Origin of the sequence: Blastococcus tunisiensis (assembly GCF_900112815.1) — a bacterium.
Lineage (GTDB): Bacteria > Actinomycetota > Actinomycetes > Mycobacteriales > Geodermatophilaceae > Blastococcus_B > Blastococcus_B tunisiensis.
Genome location: NZ_FOND01000023.1, coordinates 1 through 18,756, shown reverse-complemented (window position 1 = coordinate 18,756; position 18,756 = coordinate 1). Strand labels below are relative to the sequence as shown.

Annotated in this window: 19 protein-coding genes and 1 pseudogene; all 20 read left to right on the top strand. The window is 73.8% G+C overall.

Going from position 1 to position 18,756, the window contains the following annotated elements; all coding sequences use genetic code 11:
* Window positions 1-44 precede the first annotated feature (44 nt).
* Window positions 45-809 carry a FliH/SctL family protein gene (locus BM142_RS20955; protein WP_092202924.1) on the top strand — a complete coding sequence of 255 codons (765 nt, stop codon included), beginning with the start codon at window positions 45-47 and terminating at the stop codon, window positions 807-809.
* Entirely contained in the window at window positions 806-2,116 is a 1,311-nt protein-coding gene (locus BM142_RS20950; protein WP_092202922.1) for a FliI/YscN family ATPase, read from the top strand. Before BM142_RS20955 ends, BM142_RS20950 begins: the two co-directional genes overlap by 4 nt.
* A 43-nt stretch (window positions 2,117-2,159) precedes the next feature.
* Window positions 2,160-2,669, top strand: coding sequence for a flagellar FliJ family protein (locus tag BM142_RS20945; RefSeq protein WP_092202920.1), 510 nt, complete (start codon window positions 2,160-2,162; stop codon window positions 2,667-2,669).
* Window positions 2,666-3,601: a transglycosylase SLT domain-containing protein gene (locus BM142_RS20940; RefSeq protein ID WP_254791118.1), complete on the top strand. Its 936-nt coding sequence runs from the start codon at window positions 2,666-2,668 to the stop codon at window positions 3,599-3,601. Before BM142_RS20945 ends, BM142_RS20940 begins: the two co-directional genes overlap by 4 nt.
* A complete protein-coding gene (locus BM142_RS25540; protein WP_092202916.1) occupies window positions 3,598-5,310 on the top strand; it encodes a flagellar hook-length control protein FliK in 1,713 nt (570 codons plus the stop codon). The genes BM142_RS20940 and BM142_RS25540 overlap by 4 nt, the downstream gene beginning before the upstream one ends.
* 19 nt (window positions 5,311-5,329) lie before the next feature.
* On the top strand, window positions 5,330-5,755 hold the full coding sequence (locus BM142_RS20930) for a flagellar hook assembly protein FlgD (protein WP_092202914.1): 426 nt from the start codon (window positions 5,330-5,332) through the stop codon (window positions 5,753-5,755).
* Window positions 5,756-5,806: 51 nt separating this feature from the next.
* Window positions 5,807-7,105, top strand: coding sequence for a flagellar hook protein FlgE (locus BM142_RS20925; RefSeq protein ID WP_092202912.1), 1,299 nt, complete (start codon window positions 5,807-5,809; stop codon window positions 7,103-7,105).
* Window positions 7,106-7,349: 244 nt separating this feature from the next.
* A complete protein-coding gene (locus tag BM142_RS20920; protein WP_254791117.1) occupies window positions 7,350-7,625 on the top strand; it encodes a flagellar FlbD family protein in 276 nt (91 codons plus the stop codon).
* 3 nt (window positions 7,626-7,628) lie between these two features.
* Window positions 7,629-8,399: a motility protein A gene (locus BM142_RS20915; protein ID WP_092202908.1), complete on the top strand. Its 771-nt coding sequence runs from the start codon at window positions 7,629-7,631 to the stop codon at window positions 8,397-8,399.
* A 4-nt stretch (window positions 8,400-8,403) separates the two neighbouring features.
* Window positions 8,404-9,306, top strand: coding sequence for a flagellar motor protein MotB (locus tag BM142_RS20910; RefSeq protein ID WP_092202906.1), 903 nt, complete (start codon window positions 8,404-8,406; stop codon window positions 9,304-9,306).
* Complete coding sequence (locus BM142_RS20905; protein ID WP_092202904.1) at window positions 9,303-9,770, top strand: flagellar basal body-associated FliL family protein; 468 nt, start codon at window positions 9,303-9,305, stop codon at window positions 9,768-9,770. The genes BM142_RS20910 and BM142_RS20905 overlap by 4 nt, the downstream gene beginning before the upstream one ends.
* 152 nt (window positions 9,771-9,922) lie before the next feature.
* Window positions 9,923-10,951, top strand: coding sequence for a flagellar motor switch protein FliM (locus BM142_RS20900; RefSeq protein ID WP_254791116.1), 1,029 nt, complete (start codon window positions 9,923-9,925; stop codon window positions 10,949-10,951).
* Window positions 10,948-11,685, top strand: a complete 738-nt coding sequence (gene fliN / locus BM142_RS20895; RefSeq protein ID WP_092202900.1) for a flagellar motor switch protein FliN — start codon at window positions 10,948-10,950, stop codon at window positions 11,683-11,685. The genes BM142_RS20900 and fliN overlap by 4 nt, the downstream gene beginning before the upstream one ends.
* Window positions 11,682-12,113 carry a FliO/MopB family protein gene (locus BM142_RS20890; RefSeq protein ID WP_092202898.1) on the top strand — a complete coding sequence of 144 codons (432 nt, stop codon included), beginning with the start codon at window positions 11,682-11,684 and terminating at the stop codon, window positions 12,111-12,113. The genes fliN and BM142_RS20890 overlap by 4 nt, the downstream gene beginning before the upstream one ends.
* Complete coding sequence (gene fliP, locus BM142_RS20885) at window positions 12,110-12,961, top strand: flagellar type III secretion system pore protein FliP (RefSeq protein ID WP_092202896.1); 852 nt, start codon at window positions 12,110-12,112, stop codon at window positions 12,959-12,961. The genes BM142_RS20890 and fliP overlap by 4 nt, the downstream gene beginning before the upstream one ends.
* An 82-nt stretch (window positions 12,962-13,043) precedes the next feature.
* The gene (fliQ, locus tag BM142_RS20880; RefSeq protein WP_092202894.1) at window positions 13,044-13,319 is read left to right on the top strand and encodes a flagellar biosynthesis protein FliQ; all 276 of its coding nucleotides are present in this window, start codon (window positions 13,044-13,046) and stop codon (window positions 13,317-13,319) included.
* A 7-nt stretch (window positions 13,320-13,326) separates the two neighbouring features.
* The gene (fliR, locus tag BM142_RS20875; protein WP_092202893.1) at window positions 13,327-14,091 is read left to right on the top strand and encodes a flagellar biosynthetic protein FliR; all 765 of its coding nucleotides are present in this window, start codon (window positions 13,327-13,329) and stop codon (window positions 14,089-14,091) included.
* An 11-nt stretch (window positions 14,092-14,102) separates the two neighbouring features.
* Complete coding sequence (locus BM142_RS20870) at window positions 14,103-15,245, top strand: EscU/YscU/HrcU family type III secretion system export apparatus switch protein (protein ID WP_092202891.1); 1,143 nt, start codon at window positions 14,103-14,105, stop codon at window positions 15,243-15,245.
* 186 nt (window positions 15,246-15,431) lie between these two features.
* Entirely contained in the window at window positions 15,432-17,477 is a 2,046-nt protein-coding gene (flhA, locus tag BM142_RS20865; RefSeq protein ID WP_092202889.1) for a flagellar biosynthesis protein FlhA, read from the top strand.
* A pseudogene (locus tag BM142_RS20860) lies at window positions 17,458-18,756 on the top strand (hypothetical protein); the annotation flags it as partial. The gene flhA and the pseudogene BM142_RS20860, both read left to right, overlap by 20 nt.

Here is an 18,756-nt window from a genome sequence, read left to right as displayed (position 1 = left end):
CGCCCCTCGCAGGCTCGGGGCGGGCCCCTGGACGGGGCTGACCGATGACGTTGCGTGAGGGTGTGCTGCTGCGCGGGGACGGGGCCTCCCGGGCCACCCCTTACCGGGACGCCCCGCGGGAGCCGCACCACCAGTCGACCCCGGTCCAGCGTCCGGAGCAGACCGTCGAGCGCCGCTCGACGATCCGGCGCGCGGCCGACCTGCCCGTCGTGGACGGCGGCGGGACGACGTTCCGGCTCGGCGACGTCTACGCCGAGGAGCTGGCCCGGCTGCGGCAGCACGCGCACGCGGAGGGGTTCACGGCGGGGCACGCGGAGGGCATGACGGCGGCCGCCCAGGTGGTCGCCGAGGCCGAGCGGGCCGCCGCGGAGCGGCTGGCGGACGTGCAGGCGCGGTGGGAGCGCCGGATGGCCTCGGCCGCGGCCGCACTGACGGCGGCCGCGACCCGCTTCGAGGAGGCCTCGGTCCCGACCGCCGACGAGATCCGTGAGACCGTGCTCGGCACCGTCCTCACGCTGGTCGAGGACCTGCTGGGCCGCGAGCTGGCCCTCGCCGACTCCCCCGTCCTCGACGCCGTCCGGCGTGCGCTCGCGCTGTGCCCGACCGACGCCCCGGTGGTCGTGCGGCTGCACCCCGACGACCTGGGCGAGATCCCGGACGAGGCCATGGCCGAGCTGCCGGCCGGCGTCCGGGTCGTCGCCGACCCGGCCATCGAGCGGGCCGGTGCGGTCGCCGAGACCGGCCCTCGGCGGATCGACGCGCAGCTGGGCGCGGCCCTCGAACGCGTCCAGGCGGTCCTGTCCGCATGACGTTCCCCGCCACCGTCCTCACCCGCGCCCGCGCCGCCGCGCGGCCGCAGGTCACCGGGTCGGTCACCGGCGCCATGGGTCTCACCCTGAGCGTCGACGGCATCCGGGCCGCCGTCGGCGACCTCGTCGAGGTCAACCCCGGCGAGCGGCCGCTGCTGGCCGAGGTGGTCGCCGTGGGCCGGGACCGGCTCACCTGCATGCCGCTCGGCACCCTCTCCGGCGTGCACGCCGGGGCGCCCGTCCGTGCCACCGGGATGCCGCTGCAGGTGCCGGTCGGCGAGGCGCTGCTCGGCCGGGTGCTGGACGGCCTGGGCCGGCCCGTCGACGGCGGCCCCCCGCTCGGCTCCCGCGTCTCCTTCGTCGACCTGTCCAGCGAGACGCCGCACGCGCTCACCCGGACGCGGGTCGAGGAACCGCTGACCTTCGGCGTCCGGGCGCTGGACACCCTGGTGCCCTGCGGCAAGGGGCAGCGGCTGGGCATCTTCGCAGGGTCCGGCGTCGGCAAGTCCAGCCTGCTGGCGCAGATCACCCGGGGCACCGACGCCGACGTCCGCGTCATCGGGCTGATCGGCGAGCGCGGCCGTGAGGTGCGCGAGTTCCTCGAGGAGAACCTGGGCGCGGAGGGCATGGCGCGCACGGTCGTCGTCGTCGCCACCTCCGACGAGCCGCCGCTGGTCCGGCTGAAGGCGGCGTTCGTGGCGACCCGCATCGCCGAGGCGTTCCGGGACGAGGGCCGCGACGTCCTGCTGCTCATGGACTCGATCACCCGCACCGCCATGGCCCAGCGCGAGGTCGGCCTGTCGGCGGGCGAGCCGCCGGCGACGCGCGGCTACCCGCCGAGCGTCTTCGCGATGATGCCGCAGCTGCTGGAGAAGGCCGGGACCGGCGTGACCGGCTCCATCACCGGCCTCTACACGGTGCTGGTGGAGGGTGACGACCACAACGAGCCGATCGCCGACACCGCCCGTTCCATCCTCGACGGGCACATCGTGCTGACCCGCAAGCTGGCGACGGTGGGCCACTTCCCGGCCATCGACGTGCTGGAGTCGATCTCCCGGGTGGCGACCGCGGTCGTCCCGCCGGCGCAGATGGCCGACGCCCGGGAGGTCCGCCGGCTCATGGGCGCGCTGCGCGACGTCCGCGAGCTCATCGAGATCGGCGCCTACCAGGCCGGCAGCGATCCCCTCGTGGACCGGGCCCGGGCACTGGCTCCCACCATCGAGGCGTTCCTGCAGCAGCCGATGGGCGAGAGCACCCCGGCCGAGGAGGCCTGGGGCTGGCTGCAGCGGATCGTGCGAAGCGCATGACAGCGCGACCGACACGGCCTGCGGAATTGCGCGGAGGTAGGGCGTGAAGCGGGCGGCCTTCCGGCTGCAGCCGGTGCTGGAGCTGCGCCGGACCGAGGAGCGCGCTGCGGCCGCGGCCGCGGCCGAGGCGGCGAACGCGGCGGCCGAGGCCGACCGGCGGGCCGCCGAGTACGAGCGGTCGCTGTCGTCCGCGGTGCTCCCCCGGTCGCTGCCCGCGGGCCAGTTCCTGGCCACCATGGCGATGCTGCGCACCGCGGCCACGGACGCCTCCGACGCCCGCGCCATGGCGACCGCGACCGCCGAGCAGTCGGAGCTCGTCCGCGCCCGGTGGACGGCGGCCGCCCAGCGCACCAAGGGCCTGGAGCGACTGCGCGACCGGCACCTGGCGGCGCTGCGGCACGCCGAGGACGCCGCGGAGGAGCGGGCCGTGGACGACCTCGTGACCGGCCGGGTGGGCAGGTCGGGTGCCCGGCCTGCCGATGACTGTGCCGACGACCCTGCCGACGGCGGGGACCAGCGACACGAGACCCGGGAGGTGCCGTGGAGGGCGTGACCCAGGTGCAGGCGCGGATCAGCGAGATCCAGACCCGGTTCGTCCCCCGCACGCCGTCGACGTCGGGGAACTGGGCGAGCGCCGCCGCTGCCGCCGGGCTCACCGGGACGAACGGCGCGACCTTCGCCGGTGCGGGGGCCACCGCCGGCGAGGGCGCCGTCGTCGCCGAGGCCCAGAAGTACCTCGGCGTCCCCTACCTGTGGGGCGGCACCGATCCGGCGAAGGGGCTGGACTGCTCGGGCTTCACCCAGCTCGTCTACAAGAACCTCGGCGTCGACCTGCCCCGCACCTCGTCGCAGCAGGCCACGAGCGGCCGGCCGGTGGCCTCGCTGGCCGAGGCCCGCCCCGGCGACCTGGTCTTCTTCGACAACTCCTCCAGCCGGGCCGGCATCGACCACGTGGGGATGTACATCGGCAACGGCAAGATGATCGCCGCCCCCCAGGCCGGTGAGGTCGTCAAGGTGCAGGACGTCGGCAACCCGACGGTGATCCGCCGGGTGCTCCCGGCGCAGGCACCCGCGCTGCCGACCACGTCCGCCGGCGGCGCGCTGGCCGGCGTCCCCTACGCCGACCTGTTCACCCGCGCCGGCGCCCGGCACGGCGTCGACGCCTCGCTCCTGGCGGCGGTCGCGGCCCAGGAGTCCGGCTTCAACCCCTCGGCGGTCTCGTCGGCCGGCGCGCAGGGCCTCATGCAGTTCATGCCGGCGACGGCGAAGGGTCTCGGGGTGAACGCGCTCGACCCGACGTCGGCGGTCGACGGCGCCGCGCGCTACCTGAGCAGCCTGACGAAGCAGTTCGGCTCGACCCCGCTGGCCCTGGCCGCCTACAACGCCGGCCCGGGCACGGTGTCCCGGCACGGCGGCATCCCGCCCTATCCCGAGACCCAGAACTACGTGCGCGCCGTGATGAGCAAGGCGGAGGCCTACCGATGACGTCGTCCCCCGGGGTCCTGCCCCTCCACCCGGCCGCGAGTGCCGCACGGGCGCGCGCGGCCGGCGGAGCCGACGCCCGCAGTGCCTCCGGGGCGGCCCCGTTCGCGTCCGCGCTGGACGACGCCCTGTCCACCGACCGCGCGACGACGGGCCGGGAACGGTCCGCCGAACGGCGCAGCACCCCCGACGACCGCGCGGCCCGCGCCCAGGACCGGGCGGCGGACGCCGGCGCCCGGGCCGCCGCCGCGGACGCCCGGGCCGCCGCTGCGGACGCCCGGGCCGCCGCGGCCGACGGACGGGCCGCCGAGCGCGCCGCGCACCGGGCAGCGGAGCGCCGCTCGCACCGGGACGGCGCCGCGGCACAGCGGCCGGCGGGCGGGCCCACCGATGCCACCGGGCCCACCGAGCCCGTCGTGCCGGCCACCGATGCCGCGGTGACCGACGCCCCGGCCACGACTCCCGGCGACGACCCCGCGGTTCCCCTTCCGGCCGTCCCGCCGGCCGCCGTCGAGGCGGCGGAGCCCACCCCGACGGGCCTGCCGGCCCTCTGGGCCCTGTCCCTGGGCGGTGCTCCCGGCACCGGTGCGCCGGCGGACGCCGCTGCCGTCGTGTCCGGCCCCGCGCCGGGCGGGGGCGCCCCCGCGGGGGCCGTGCCCGTCGGCCCCGCACCCGTCCCGGCGGTGGCGGAGGGCACGCCGGCGACGGCCCCCGTTCCCCTCCCGGCGGCTGCAGCGACGCCGCCGGGGGCCGCCGCGACGGCTGCCGCGACGCCCGCGACGGCCGGCCCCCCCGCCGTTCCGGTGGTTCCTCCGGCCGGCCCGGCGCCCACCGCCCAGGCGGCCGCGGCTACCCCGCCGGCCGCCGTCGCGACCCCGGCCGCCGCACCCGTCCCCCTCGTCGTCGTCCCCGGCCCGCCGGCCGGGGAGCCGGTGGTCACGACTCCCACGACGCCGGTGGCCGTCCCGGTCACCGCTCCCTCGCCGGTCGCGGCACCGACGCCGGCCGGCGACGGCGCACCGACCGGCACCGCGTCCGGTAGCACCGCCGCTGCCGCCGTGGTGGTACCGGCCGGAGCCGGCGGCGGCACGTCGGCAGGAGCCGGGAACCCCGGCGGTGGCTCCGGGTCGTCGGGTGCGCCCACCGGCGACGGGGCCGACCCCACCCCGATCGCCGCGGGGGCGGCGCCCGCACCGGCTCCGGTGACGGCGGCCCCGGCCGCCGGAGCCACCGGGGCGGCGGCCGCGGCCCTGCCCGTCGGCTCCCAGGTCGCCCGGCAGGTGGCGGTGCTGGGTCGCGGGCCGGACGGCAGCCAGACGATGACCCTCGTGCTCAACCCCGAGAACCTCGGGCCCGTCGAGGTCTCGGTGACCCTGAGCAAGGGTGCCCTCGACCTCACCCTGCGCGGCGCGCACGAACTCGGCCGGGCCGCCCTCCTCGACGGCCTGACCGACCTGCGCCGCGACCTGGAAGCCGCCGGGCTCAACCCCTCGAAGGTCGAGGTCGACCGCGAGACGGGCGGCTCCTGGCTGTCCCGCCACGCGCAGCAGCAGGCCGAGCAGCAGGCGTCCGGGCAGCGCGGCCAGCAGGATCGCGGCGCCGAGCCGGGCGACCGGTCACGACCGTGGGGCACCCCTGCCGATACAGCAGTCAGCGGACCGACCCCGGCGTCCCAGCGATCCACGTCGTCCGGCGTGGACCTGCGCGTCTGAGCGAAGGAGGAACCGACCGATGACGACCCCAGGCGTGACCGGGGCGACGGGGGCCTACTACACCCCCGCGTCCTCCACGGTCGACCGCCCCGACCAGCTGGGCAAGGACGTCTTCATGAAGCTCCTGGTCGCCCAGATGCGCTACCAGGACCCGGGCAACCCGGTCGACAGCAGCCAGATGATGTCCCAGACGGCGACCTTCAGCCAGGTCGAGAAGCTGGAGCAGCTGGTCAACCAGAACGCCTCCATGCTCGTCCTCCAGGAGTCGGCCACCGCCGGCGCGCTCGTCGGCCGCACCGCCACCTACACCGACACGACCGGCGCCTCGAAGACCGGGGTCGTCAGCGCCGTGCGCCTGGCCAGCCGGGACAGCGAGGCCGTCGCCGTGATCGACGGGCAGTCGGTCCCGGTCGGCCGGCTCACCGAGATCGCCGTGACGAAGTGACCGCCTGACCCGCTCCGCTCCCCCGCCGTCCCTCCCCGAGGAGAACCTCCCGTGCTCCGTTCCATGTTCTCGGCCATCTCCGGCCTCCGCGCCCACCAGACCAAGATGGACGTCACCGGCAACAACATCGCCAACGTCAACACCGTCGGCTTCAAGGGCTCCCAGACGGTCTTCCAGGACACCCTGTCCCAGGTCATCCGCGCCGGCGGCGCCCCGGCCGCGGACCGTGGCGGCACGAACCCGGCGCAGGTCGGCCTGGGCGTGAAGGTCGCCGCGATCACCACGAACTGGACGCAGGGTGCGACCCAGTCCACCGGCCGGTCGACCGACTTCATGATCGAGGGCGACGGCTTCTTCGTGACCCGCGGCAACGGCAACGAGCAGCTGTTCACCCGGGCCGGGTCCCTCGACTTCGACGCCTCCGGGAAGCTGGTGACCCCGGACGGCGCCGTCCTCCAGGGCTGGATGGCCGACGCCGACGGCGTGGTCAACCCCAACGGCCCGATCGGTGACCTGTCGGTGCCCTACGGCCAGATCGTGGCCCCCAAGGCGTCCGGGGGCGGCGTGATCGCCGGCAACCTGCCGTCGAACACACCGGTCACCGTGCCGCCCACGAAGCTGCAGACCGGCATCACGATGTTCGACGCCCAGGGCGTCGCGCAGAAGGTCTTCTACAACCTGTCGCCGTCGCCCGCCCCGGCACCGGCCAACACCTGGACCGTGGAGGTGGCGCACGAGAACGGTGACGTCCTGCAGACGTTCGCCAACCTGCGCTTCGACACGTCCGGCAAGCTCGACACCGCCGCGTCGGGGCTCCCGGTGACCGGCCTGCTGCCGGCCTTCAACCCGAACGTCGACGCCGAGGTCGCCGGTGTGGTCACCGCGGGCAGGTACCCGAGCTGGGACAACCCCGTCCAGATCGACATCTCCGGGCTGACCCAGTACGGGGACACCAACACCCTGGGCGCCCCGGAGCAGGACGGCTACGCGGTGGGCTCGCTGCAGTCCTTCCAGCTCGGCGCCGACGGCACGATCATGGGCGTCTACTCCAACGAGCTGCGGCAGCCGATCGGCCGCCTCGCCCTCGCCTCGTTCAACAACCCGGGCGGCCTGGAGAAGGCCGGCAACAGCTCCTTCCGGGTCGGCGTGAACTCCGGGGTCGCGCAGGTCGGCACCGCCGGCGTGGGCGGCCGCGGCGCGCTGATGTCCGGCGCCCTGGAGATGTCGAACGTCGACCTCGCCGAGGAGTTCACCGGGCTGATCGTGGCCCAGCGCGGTTTCCAGGCCAACAGCCGCGTGATCACCAGCTCCGACGAGATCCTGCAGGACCTGGTCAACCTCAAGCGCTGATGACGGTGCCTCTCCGCCGAGAGGTTCCAGCACCTCCCAGCGAGGCCGTCGGGCGGCCCGGTCACTCCTTCGGGGTGGCCGGGCCGCCGTGCTTTCGCCGGGACGGCGGGGGTCGGCGCCCGCCATAGCAGGGAATTCGGCTCAAGCAAAGTCCCCGGTGGGCCGATGAGAAGGAAGCCGTCCCCTCCCCTGCCCGCCGCACCCACCCGCCCCACCGAGCTAGAGGAACCGAACCGTGATCCGTGTGACGCGCCTGAACGGTGAGCAGTTCGCGCTCAACCCCGACCTGATCGAGAAGGTCGAGGCGCACCCCGACACGGTCGCCTTCCTGCTGGACGGCACCAAGTACGTGGTCAAGGAGAGCGTGGACGAGATCCTCGCCGAGATCCGCGAGTTCCGCGCCGGCATCCTCGCCACCTCCTACGAGATGGACCGGGGCGAGTACCGCCCGCGGACCCCCGCCGAGGACGCCGCCGGCATCTCCTCGGTCGTGCCCTTCCCGAGCCGAGAGGAGCGCTGACCCGTGGATCCCGCCACCCTGATCGGCTTCGCCGTCTCCATCGTCGCCCTCTTCGTCTTCATGACGCTCGAGGGCGTCTCCCCGGGCGCGCTGATCTTCCTGCCGGCGATCGTCCTGGTCGTCATCGCCACCTTCGGTGCGGCGGCGGCCAGCCAGACGATGGACGACCTGAAGAAGGTCGGCAGCTGGTTCAAGATGGCCGTGATGCCGGCCAAGGTGCCGCCGCCCACCGAGCAGATCCAGACGCTGGTCACCCTCGCCGAGAAGGCCCGCAAGGAGGGCCTGCTCGCGCTCGAGGCGCAGGTCAAGGCGATCGAGGACCCGTTCCTGCGCCGCGGGCTGCAGATGGGCATCGACGGCACCGACCCGGAGGAGCTGCGCGCCGTCCTGGAGAGCGAGATCTCGGCCAAGAAGGCCGAGGACAAGGTCGCCGCCAAGTTCATGAACGCCATGGGCGGCTACGCGCCGACCATCGGCATCCTGGGCTGCATCGTCGGCCTGATGAACGTCATGGCCAACCTGAACACCCCGGAGCTGCTCGGCCCGATGGTCTCCGCGGCGTTCATCGCCACCCTGTGGGGCGTCATGGCGGCCAACTTCTGGTTCCTGCCGATGGGCGCCAAGATCCTCCGCGTCAGCGAGCTGCAGGCCGCGCAGATGGAGCTGCTCGTCGAGGGCATCACCGAGATCCAGGCCGGCACCAGCCCGCGCGCCGTGCGGCTCAAGCTGACCTCGCTGGTGCCGCCGGGCTCGCTGGCCAAGGAAGCGGCGTGATCCCGTGAGCACCGGTCACGGCCGCCGGAGGGCGAAGAAGCACGAGGAGCACGAGGAGCACGAGAACCACGAGCGGTGGCTGGTGTCCGCCTTCGACATGATGACCCTGCTGTTCGTGCTGTTCGTGGTCCTCTTCGCGATGAGCCAGGTGGACCAGGCGAAGTTCGCCGCCCTGGCCAAGGGCCTCGCGTCGGCCTTCGGCGGCCCGATCAGCGTGCAGACCTCCCCCACGCCCGAGGGCTCGGTCCTCGACGGCCTCAACGGGGCGATCGACATCGCCTCGGCCATCCCCCCGGACCCGACGGTCCAGCGCGCCGAGGTCGACGCCGCGGCCGCGGCCGCGGCCGCCGAGCGGGCCCAGCGGATAGCCGCGGAGGCGGCCGACGCCTACGACGACCTGGCCGCCGCCCGCGACGCGATCGCGGCCGCGCTGGCGGCCGCCGGCTACCCGGACGCGGCCCGCTTCGAGATCGACGAGCGCGGGCTCGTCGTCCACATCGTGGCCGACGCGGTCCTCTTCGACGCCGAGGCGGCCGTCCTGCGGCCCGAGGGGCGGCAGATCCTGGACGCCGCCGCTCCGGCGCTGGTCGGCCTGCCCAACGTGCTGCGCGTCGAGGGTCACGCCAACCACCTGCCGGTCACCCCCGGTGGTCTGTGGCCGTCCAACTGGGAGCTCTCCGGCTACCGCGCCAGCACCGTGCTGCGGCACCTCGCGGCCGGCGGGGTGCCCGAGCCCCGCATGTCGGCGACGGGCTACTCCTCCACCCGCCCGCTGGTGCCCGAGTCCAGCCCCGATGCCCTGTCGATCAACCGCCGCGTCGACATCGTCGTCCTGTCCACCGCCTCGGCAGAAGCCAACGCGCTGCTGCCCGGCATCGACGCCACCCAGCAGGAGGCAACACCATGAGCAAGGACAAGAGCGCCGAGACCGACGAGGTCGAGGCCAAGAGCGGCAAGAAGAAGCTGGTCATGATCCTGGGCGTCCTGCTCGTGGCGGCGGCCGGGGCGGCGTACTTCTTCCTGTTCGCCGGCTCGGGCGAGGCCGAGGCGGCCGCTCCCGAGCACGGCGGCTACACGGCGCTGGAGCCGGTCGCGGTCAACCTCGCCGGAGGTGGCTACCTCAAGATCGGGGTCACCCTCGACTACACCGCGGCCGCCGCCGGCGGTGGCCACGGCGCGGGCGGCGTCGACGGCGCCAAGGCCTACGACCAGATCATCTCCACCTTCTCGCAGGCCAGCCCGGCCGACGTGACCGGTGCCCGTGACGCCCTCAAGGCGGCGCTGGAGCAGAAGATCATCGAGGCGTACACCGACGAGGAGGGTGTCCAGCACGTCATGGGCATCTACTACACCGAGTACGTCACGCAGTAGCCCGCGCCGTCCACCGGTCCGCCACTGCCGGCGGGCCGGTGGACGTCACGCGACGGGCACACCACGCCCCACCCGTCACACCCCTCCCCCGGCCGTGACCGGCCGCTGACAGCCGGTCAGGGTCCACTCCGATTCCGCCGATGAGGTGGAACGTGACGTCACCCGAGACCGGACCGGCCCCCAGCGAGGCGGCCCCCCAGTCCCCGGAGGAGTCACCCGCCGAGGCGCCCGCCCCGGAGCGTCCCGCTCCCGCCGCCACGGTGACCGGCCCCGGCCGCAGCCGCCGCGGCGAGCCCCGCACGTACGACTTCCGCCGGCCGACGAAGCTCTCCCGTGAACACGTCCGGGTCCTGCAGATCGCGCAGGAGGGCTTCGCCCGCCAGGCGACGACGATCCTCACCACGTTCCTCCGCGCCGGCGCGCGCATGGAGCTCGTCGGGATCGAGCAGTTCTCCTACGACGACTACCTGGCGACGCTGCCCAACCCGGTCTTCATCACCACGTTCACGCTGGAGCCACTGGCCGGGAAGGGTCTGCTGGCCTACCCCCTCGACATGGCGATGGCCATCGTCGACCACATGCTGGGCGGTTCCGGCCGGGCGCAGCAGCCGAACCGCCCCATGACGGCGATGGAGTCCTCCATCACCAACCACCTGCTGGGCCGGCTGCTCGACGAGTTCGCCGCCTCGTTCGCCTCGATCACCGAGATCCAGCCGGCGTTCAACGGCATCGAGTACAACCCGCAGCTGGCCCAGGCGGCATCGGGCTCGGACACGGTGATGGTCGCCAGCTTCGCCATGGCCGTCGGCGCCCGGGAGGGCGAGGCCACTCTCGTGCTCCCGTTCTCCTCGTTCGCTCAGGCGCTCAACAACGCCGCGTCCCCGCAGCTGTCGGAGACCGCCCTGGCCAAGCGCAAGCGGGCCGCGGAGGCGCTGACCGAGCGGCTGAACCTCGTGCCGGTCGACGTCAGCGTGCGGTTCTCCCCGCTCAGCGTCTCCTCGGCGGACCTGCTCTCCCTGGCCGTCGGCGACGTCCTGCTGCTGCGGCACCCCCCGGACGCGCCGCTGGAGGTCACCACCAACGACGTGACCTTCGCCTACGCGATCGCCAGCAACCACCGGCGCCGCCTGGCCGCCGCCATCGTCCCGACCCCGTACGCCGCCGCGAAGGACACCGCATGAGCACCGACACCTCCCAGGACTCCCAGACCGTCTCCGCGGTGGTCACGGCGGCCGCCCGCGCCGCCGCCGCCCTGGTCCCGGCGACCGTGGAGCTCGTCCCCGGCGCCCCGGTCAGCGACCCGGACAGCGTCCCGCTGCCCCCCGGGGCGACGTCGGCCGTCGCGGCCGGCCTGTCCGGCGAGGTCAGCGGCGACATCGTCCTGGTGGTCTCCCCCGAGGTCGTCGAGGCCCTGAACAACTCCCCCGTGGGCCGGATGGACGTCGCCGCGGCACTGCGCCCCGCCCTCGAGGCCGCCGCGGCCACGCTGGGCCGGGTCCGGATCGCCTCCGAGCGGGTCGAGGAGCCCGTGGCCGCCCTGGACGGCATGCGCGACAAGGGCATGTTCGTCGCGGTGCCGCTCATGGCCGGCACCGAGCACCAGGCCACCTTCGCGCTGCAGGTGACCCTGCCGACGGCGCAGACCCAGCGCGGCAGCCTCGACCTGCTCCGGCACGTGGCGATGGAGGTGACCGTCGAGATCGGCCGCACCCGGATGACCGTCCAGGAGCTGCTCTCGCTGCACCCCGGCGAGGTCGTCGAGCTCGACCGGGCCGCCAGCGCCCCCGCCGACCTCCTGGTCAACGGCACCCTCATCGCCCGCGGCGAGGTCGTGGTCGTGGACGAGGACTTCGGCCTGCGGATCAGCGAGATCGTCACCGACGCGGCGGCCCAGGAGCTGGGGAAGAACGCATGACGTGGATGATCATCCGGCTCGTGCTCTCGCTGGCCTTCATCGCCGCGGTGCTGCTGTTCGCCGCCCGCATCGCCAAGAAGCGGGGCCTCGGCCAGGGCAACGGGCTGATCGAGGTCATCGCCCGCCAGCGGATGGGCCGCACCAGCACGGTCAACGTCGTCCGCATCGGTGACGTCGTCCTGGTCGTCGGCGCGACCGAGGAGCAGGTCACCCTGCTCGCCGAGGTGGACGCCGAGACGGTCGACGCCGCGCTGCGCGAGCGCCGGGTGCCCGTCGTCGTCGGGGCCTCCGAGGAGGCCCCCGCGGCGACCAGCCACGCCCTGGCGGCCCGGTCGTCCAGCCCGGCGCTGGCCGGCTCGGTGTTCGACCGCAACGGCTGGGGGATGTTCGTCAACCAGCTGCGCGAGCGCACGGTCCGCAAGTCATGACGCCGTCGGTGCGCCCGGCCCCGGCGCACGGCGGGCGCACGCTGCGTCGCCGGGCAGCGCTCGTGCTACTGCTGTCGGTGCTGTGCACCGCGGTGGCGCTGCTGCTGGCCGGCCCCGCCTCGGCGGCGCCCACCGACCCGGTCGCCCCCACGGCCCCGGTCGCGCCGGTGGTGCCCGGTGACGGGAACATCGACATCTCCATCGGCGACGGCTCGCCGAGCAGCTCGATCACCCTCATCCTCGCCATCACGGTGCTCTCGGTGGCGCCGTCGGTCCTGCTCCTGGCGACGTCGTTCACCAAGATCATCGTCGTCCTCGGGCTCACCCGGAACGCCCTCGGCCTGCCGTCCTCGCCGCCCAACCAGGTGCTCACCGGCATCGCGCTCTTCCTGACCCTGTTCGTGATGGGCCCGGTGTTCTCCGACATCAACGAGGTCGCCCTGCAGCCGTACATGGACGGCACGATGACGGTGGCGCAGGCCTACGACTCCGGCGTCGTCCCGCTGCGGGAGTTCCTGCTCGGCAACACCCGCGAGGACGAGCTGCAGCTGATGATCGGGCTGTCCGGCGAGGAGGCCCCTGCGACGCCGCAGGAGGTCAGCATGACCACGCTGATCCCGGCCTTCGTGCTCTCGGAGCTCAAGAGCGCCTTCATCATCGGGCTGGTCGTCTTCATCCCGTTCCTGGTGCTGGACATGCTGGTCAGCGCCTCCCTGATGGCGATGGGCATGATGATGGTGCCGCCGACCATCGTGTCGCTGCCGTTCAAGCTGCTGCTCTTCGTCGTCGTCGACGGGTGGTCGCTGATCACCACCGCGCTGGTGGGCAGCTACGGGGGTGGCGGCTGATGCTGCACGAGCTCGCGAGTGCACCGACGACAGAGCCGACCGCGTCGCCCGCGACGGCGACGAGCGCCAGCGAGGAGCTGTCGTGAGCGATGCCGACGTCACCCAGATCGCCGCGCAGACGATGATGGTCGCGGCCAAGGTCGCGGCCCCGATCCTGCTGACGGCGCTGCTGGTGGGCTTCCTGATCTCGCTGTTCCAGGCGGCCACGCAGATCCAGGAGCAGACCCTCTCCTTCGTGCCCAAGATCATCTGTGTCGCGATCGCGCTGCTGGTCACCGGCAACTGGGTGCTCGCCGAGCTGGTCAGCTTCACCCAGAGCCTGTTCGACCAGCTGCCGGCGCTGCTCGACCGGACCTGAGGCCGCGATGGACCTGTCGGTCCCGGCAGTCACGCTGGCGGCACTCCTCCTCGGGACGGCGCGGGCCACCGGCTTCGTGCTGCTGGCCCCGCCGTTCAACTCCCGGACCATCCCGGGTCCGGTGAAGGCGGCGTTCGCCCTCGCGCTCTCCGTGCTGCTCTCGACGCAGATCGCGCCCACCCTCCCCGAGCCGACCGCCGGGTTCCTGGTGGTCGCCGCCGTCACCGAGGTGGTCATCGGTGCGGCGCTGGGCTTCGTCGTCCAGGTGCTGTTCACCGCGGTTCAGATGGCCGGGGACCTGATCGACGTCACCGGTGGCTTCTCGCTGCAGCCGGCCTACGACCCCCTGGCGATGACCCAGAACTCCTCGGTCGGCCGACTGCACTACCTGCTGGCGATCACGCTGCTGTTCACCAGCGGCGGGCACCTGCTGATCGTGCAGGGGTTCGCGACCTCCTACGACGGACTCCCCGTGGGCGGGGACGTGCCGACCGACCAGATCGCCTCGGTGCTGGTGACCGCGTTCGCGATGATGTTCCTCGCCGCGCTGCAGATCGCCGGGCCGATGGTCGCCGTCCTGCTGCTGGCCGACGTCGCGCTGGCGCTGCTCAGCCGGGCCGCGCCGGCGCTGAACATCTTCGCCTTCGGCTTCCCGCTGAAGATCCTGCTGACCCTGACCATGCTCGGCCTGACCTTCCCGCTGCTCCCGCCGGCGCTGGACGTGCTGCTCGAGCACGCCGCGCGGGCCATGGTCTCCCTCCGGAGCGGGTGAGGAGGTGACTCGTGGCTAAGGACGGTCCCGGCGGGGAGAAGACCGAGAAGCCGACTCCCCAGCGCCTGAAGAAGGCGCGCAAGGAAGGGCAGATCCCACGCACCCAGGAGCTGGGGACGTGGCTGGGCGTGGCGGCCGCGAGCTTCCTGCTGCCGATCCTCGTCGGCAACGCGTACGACTCGGCGCAGGGCCTGTTCGTGCAGATCGGGGCGGTGGCCGCCGACCCCCGCCCCGAGAAGATCTCGATCCTGCTGGGCGAGGCGCTCAGCGTCTTCATGTTCACGCTGCTGCCCATGGCCATCGGGATGATGGTCGTCGGCACCGTGGCCTCGGCGGCCCAGGGCGGGGTCACCTTCGCGACCAAGTCGATGAAGCCGTCGCTGAAGAAGTTCAACCCCTTCCCCGGGATCAAGCGGATGTTCGGCACCCAGGGCATCTGGGAGGCGGCCAAGGCGCTGATCAAGACCTCGGCCCTGGCCACGGTGGTGATCATCACCAGCGACCGCGCGCAGGCACTGGTCGCCTCGGCCGGGGCGCTGCCGCTGTCGGCCGTGGCCGCCACGTTCACCGACTCGGCGATCCTGATGTTCCGCGTCGTCGCCGTCACCGGTCTGGTCATCGCGGTCGCGGACTACGTCGTCGTCCGCAAGAAGACGATGAAGAAGCTCAAGATGAGCCAGTACGAGATCAAGCAGGAGCACAAGCAGGCCGAGGGCGACCCGTACATGAAGGCGCACCGCCGCGGGGTGCAGCTGTCGATGTCGCGCAACCGGATGATGGCCGAGGTCGCCGACGCCGACGTCCTGCTGGTCAACCCCACGCACGTCGCCGTGGCGCTGAAGTACGACCCGGCCAAGGGGGCGCCGCGGGTGGTGGCCAAGGGCGCCGGGGAGGTCGCCGCCAAGCTCCGCGCCCTCGCCGAGGAGAACCGGGTGCCGATGGTGCAGGACATCCCCCTCGCCCGCGCGCTGCACGCCTCCTGCGAGCTCGGCCAGGAGGTGCCCGCCCAGCTGTTCACCGCCGTCGCGCGGGTGCTGGCCTTCGTCATGCACCTGGGGGCGCGCGGGGTGAAGGGCGGGTTCCACCGGCCCGGCTTCGAGGCGCCGGACACCGCGGACCTGCCGAAGGCCGGCCGCCGCCGCGCCGCCGCCTGAGCCCCCCGCCCCCCGCGCCACGATCAGGGGACCTGATCATCGGGCGTCCTCCCCCACGGTGGGCGGTGCGGGAGGACGCCGCACGGTGAGGGAGGACGACGCCGCCCCGCCGGTACCGCCGTCGCCGGGGCCTGCCGATGAGAAGGGCGTGAGCCGCCGCCCGTCCTGCGTCCCCGGAGCGGGCGCGTGAAGGGGCTGACCAAGGTCGCCGTCCCCGTCGGGGTGGTGTCGATCGTCCTCATGCTGGTCGTGCCGCTGCCGGCCGCCGTGCTGGACCTGCTGCTCGGCCTCAACATCACCGTCTCGCTGCTGATCCTGCTGGTCGCCATGCAGATCAGGAAGCCGCTGGACTTCGCCGTCTTCCCGTCGCTGCTCCTGGTCGCGACCCTCTTCCGGCTCTCGCTGAACGTCTCCTCCACCCGGCTGGTGCTCAGCGACGGCTACGCCGGCAAGGTGATCGAGGCCTTCGGGCACTTCGTCATCGGCGGCTCGCTGATCGTCGGTCTGGTGATCTTCGTGATCCTGACCATCGTCCAGTTCGTCGTGATCACCAACGGTGCCGGCCGGGTGGCCGAGGTCGGCGCCCGCTTCACCCTCGACGCCATGCCCGGCAAGCAGATGGCGATCGACGCCGACCTCAACGCCGGGCTGATCAACGAGGCCCAGGCCCGCAGGCGCCGCCACGAGGTCACCGCCGAGGCGGACTTCTACGGCTCGATGGACGGCGCCTCGAAGTTCGTCAAGGGCGACGCGATCGCCGGCATCATCGTCACGCTGGTCAACCTGATCGGCGGCTTCGCGATCGGCGTCATGCAGAAGGGCATGGCGCCGGCCGAGTCGGTCAGCACCTACTCGCTGCTGACGGTCGGCGACGGCCTGGTCTCCATGATCCCGGCCCTGCTGCTCTCGACCGCGACCGGCATCATCGTGACCCGGTCGGCCACCGAGGGCGACATGGGCAGCGACCTGATCGCCCAGCTCGGCCGGTTCAAGCAGCCCATCCGGATCGCCGGCGGCGCGGCCATCGCGCTGTGCCTGATCCCGGGACTGCCCAAGCTGCCGTTCCTCGTCATCGGCTCGATCTTCCTCGTCGCGGCGTCCCGGATGACGGAGACCCCGGACGTCGACGAGGAGGCGGAGGCCGCGGCCGCCGCGGCCGAGAACGAGCCGCAGCCGGACTCCCCGGAGGCGATCGCGGAGAAGATGCGGGTCGACCCCCTGGAGCTCGAGGTCGCCTTCGACCTCGTCGACCTCGTCGACCCGGCCCGCGGTGGCGACCTCCTCGACCGGGTCAAGGCACTGCGCCGCAAGGTGGCGATGGACACCGGCCTGCTGATCCCGCTGGTGCGCACCCGCGACAACCTCGACCTGCCCGGCTCGCAGTACGTCATCTGGCTCAACGGCGTCCCCGCCGCGAAGGGCATCTCCCCCGCCGGGACGATCCTCGCGATCGGCGACAACCTCGACGGCATCCCCGGCAAGGCCACCCGCGAGCCGGTGTTCGGCCTGGCCGCCAAGTGGGTCCCGGTCGAGCTGCAGCGCCAGGCGGAGATGGCCGGCGCGACCGTCGTCGACCGGTCCTCGGTCATCACCACCCACCTCGCGGAGGTCGTCCGGCAGAACGCCGCCGACCTGCTCGGCCGCGAGGACGTCCGCCTCCTCGTGGAGATGGTGCGCCGCACTCACCCCGTCGTCGTGGAGGAACTGACCCCGGCCCTGCTCACCCTGGGGGAGGTGCAACGCGTGTTGCACGCGTTGCTCGAAGAGGGTGTGTCGATCCGGGACCTGGTGCGCATCTTCGAGGCACTCTCTGTCCGTGCAAAGTCGTCCACCGAACTCGACGCCCTCGTCGAGGCGGCCCGGGCGGCACTCGGCTCGGCGATCAGCCATCCGTACGTGACGCCCGACGAGCGCCTGCACGTCCTCACCCTCGAGCCCGGCTTCGAGCAGCGCCTGCTCGAGTCGATCCGGCAGAGCGACGCGGGCCTGGTCCTGGCGCTGGACGCCGCGGGCATCGACGCCCTGGTGAACGGCTGCAGCGGCGTGCTCGAGGAGGCCGAGCGCTCCGGCCTGTCCCCCGTCCTGGTGTGCTCGCCCCAGGTGCGTGCCGCACTCGCGCGCCTGATGCGCCAGGTCCTGCCCCGGCTTCCGGTGATCTCCTACGCCGAGGTCTCCCGGACAGCGCAGATCGAATCGCTGGGAGTTGTGAGCGGTGCCGTTGCGATCCGTTGAGGCCGCCTCGCGCGACGACGCGATCGCCGCCGCGCGCGAGCAGTTCGGGCCCCAGGCCCGCGTCGTCGGCGTGCGCCGCGTGCGCTCCGGCGGCGTGCTGGGGTTCTTCGCCACCGAGCGCTACGTCGCCGAGGTTGCCGAGCCCGCTCCTGCGACGGCGCCCCGTCCCACCGTCCCGGCCCGTCCGGACGACGGGGCGGCGCCCGCCGACTTCTCCTCACCCCTCGCGTCGGCCGCGCCTGCACGCGCCCGCGCCGCCGCCCCGGCACGCAACGGCGCAGCGGCCTGGGCCGCCGCCGCCCGGCCGGACGACGACATCCCGGAGGCGGTCCGCCTGGCCGCCGCGGCCGCCCGCGCCGAACGCACGGCGGCGCCCCCCCGCGGCACCGGCCCCGCAGCCGCCGACCGCGCCCCCGCCCCGGCGTGGGCCGGGGCCGGCTCCTCCTCCGGCATGGCACGGACGTCGGCGTCCGCGGCCCGCCCGGTGGACGACGACCGCGTCAGCGAGCTCGTCGGCCTGCTCACCGCGCAGCAGCAGAGCGAGGCCGCCGCGCCGGTCTACTCCCGCGTCGAGTTCCCGCGCGGCTCGGCGCCGCGCACGGGGCCCGCCTCCCGGCCGGCCCCCGTCCTGGACGACGGGGACCTGGCAGGGCCCGCCCCCGGCGGCGGCCAGAAGGTCATCCCGGCCGCCGCCCCCGCCACGCCCTCGCCGTTCACCGCCGCGCTCGCGCGGATGGTCGCCGGGGACCAGGACGTCCGGCAGGCGGTCCAGGACGCGCTCGCCCGGCCGGCGGAGGCGCGGCCACGCGCGGATGCCGAGCCCTGGCCGGTGCGATCCGAGAGCAGCCGAACCGCACAGACATCGGTGCCGCCCGTGGCGGACCAGGAGGAGGACACGGTGGGAGAACAGGTCGTCGCACCGCCCTCTCCGGCGGACCGACCGGTCGAGGTGCCCACCTGGGCGGCCACGCCCGAGGCGGCGGCGGTGTCCCCGCGGGAGGAGGCGATCGCCGAGATCCTGCGTGGCGCGCTGGCGCAGGGGCACTCCGACGAGGCGCTGGCCGGCATCCTGCGCAAGGTCCTCGCGGGGGCCTCCCCCCAGGCGGCCCTGGCCGAGCCGGTCGCCACGCCCGCCGAGCCGGTGTTCGCGGTGCCCAGCCACCCCGTGCCGGCGCCGGCGCCTCCCGTGGCGGAGCCGGTGCTCGACCTGCCCGTCCGCGACCTGCCCGTGGCCGAGCTGCCGGTCCCCCCGGCACCCGCCGTGGCGGAGCCGGTGCTC

What these genes read in the sequence shown, in the direction of transcription:
- BM142_RS20890 (WP_092202898.1), top strand. Translation starts at nt 11,682, where the DNA reads ATGACGTGGATGATCATCCGGCTCGTGCTCTCGCTGGCCTTCATCGCC.
- fliR (WP_092202893.1), top strand. Translation starts at nt 13,327, where the DNA reads ATGGACCTGTCGGTCCCGGCAGTCACGCTGGCGGCACTCCTCCTCGGG.
- BM142_RS20905 (WP_092202904.1), top strand. Translation starts at nt 9,303, where the DNA reads ATGAGCAAGGACAAGAGCGCCGAGACCGACGAGGTCGAGGCCAAGAGC.
- BM142_RS25540 (WP_092202916.1), top strand. Translation starts at nt 3,598, where the DNA reads ATGACGTCGTCCCCCGGGGTCCTGCCCCTCCACCCGGCCGCGAGTGCC.
- fliP (WP_092202896.1), top strand. Translation starts at nt 12,110, where the DNA reads ATGACGCCGTCGGTGCGCCCGGCCCCGGCGCACGGCGGGCGCACGCTG.
- BM142_RS20930 (WP_092202914.1), top strand. Translation starts at nt 5,330, where the DNA reads ATGACGACCCCAGGCGTGACCGGGGCGACGGGGGCCTACTACACCCCC.
- fliN (WP_092202900.1), top strand. Translation starts at nt 10,948, where the DNA reads ATGAGCACCGACACCTCCCAGGACTCCCAGACCGTCTCCGCGGTGGTC.
- BM142_RS20950 (WP_092202922.1), top strand. Translation starts at nt 806, where the DNA reads ATGACGTTCCCCGCCACCGTCCTCACCCGCGCCCGCGCCGCCGCGCGG.
- BM142_RS20955 (WP_092202924.1), top strand. Translation starts at nt 45, where the DNA reads ATGACGTTGCGTGAGGGTGTGCTGCTGCGCGGGGACGGGGCCTCCCGG.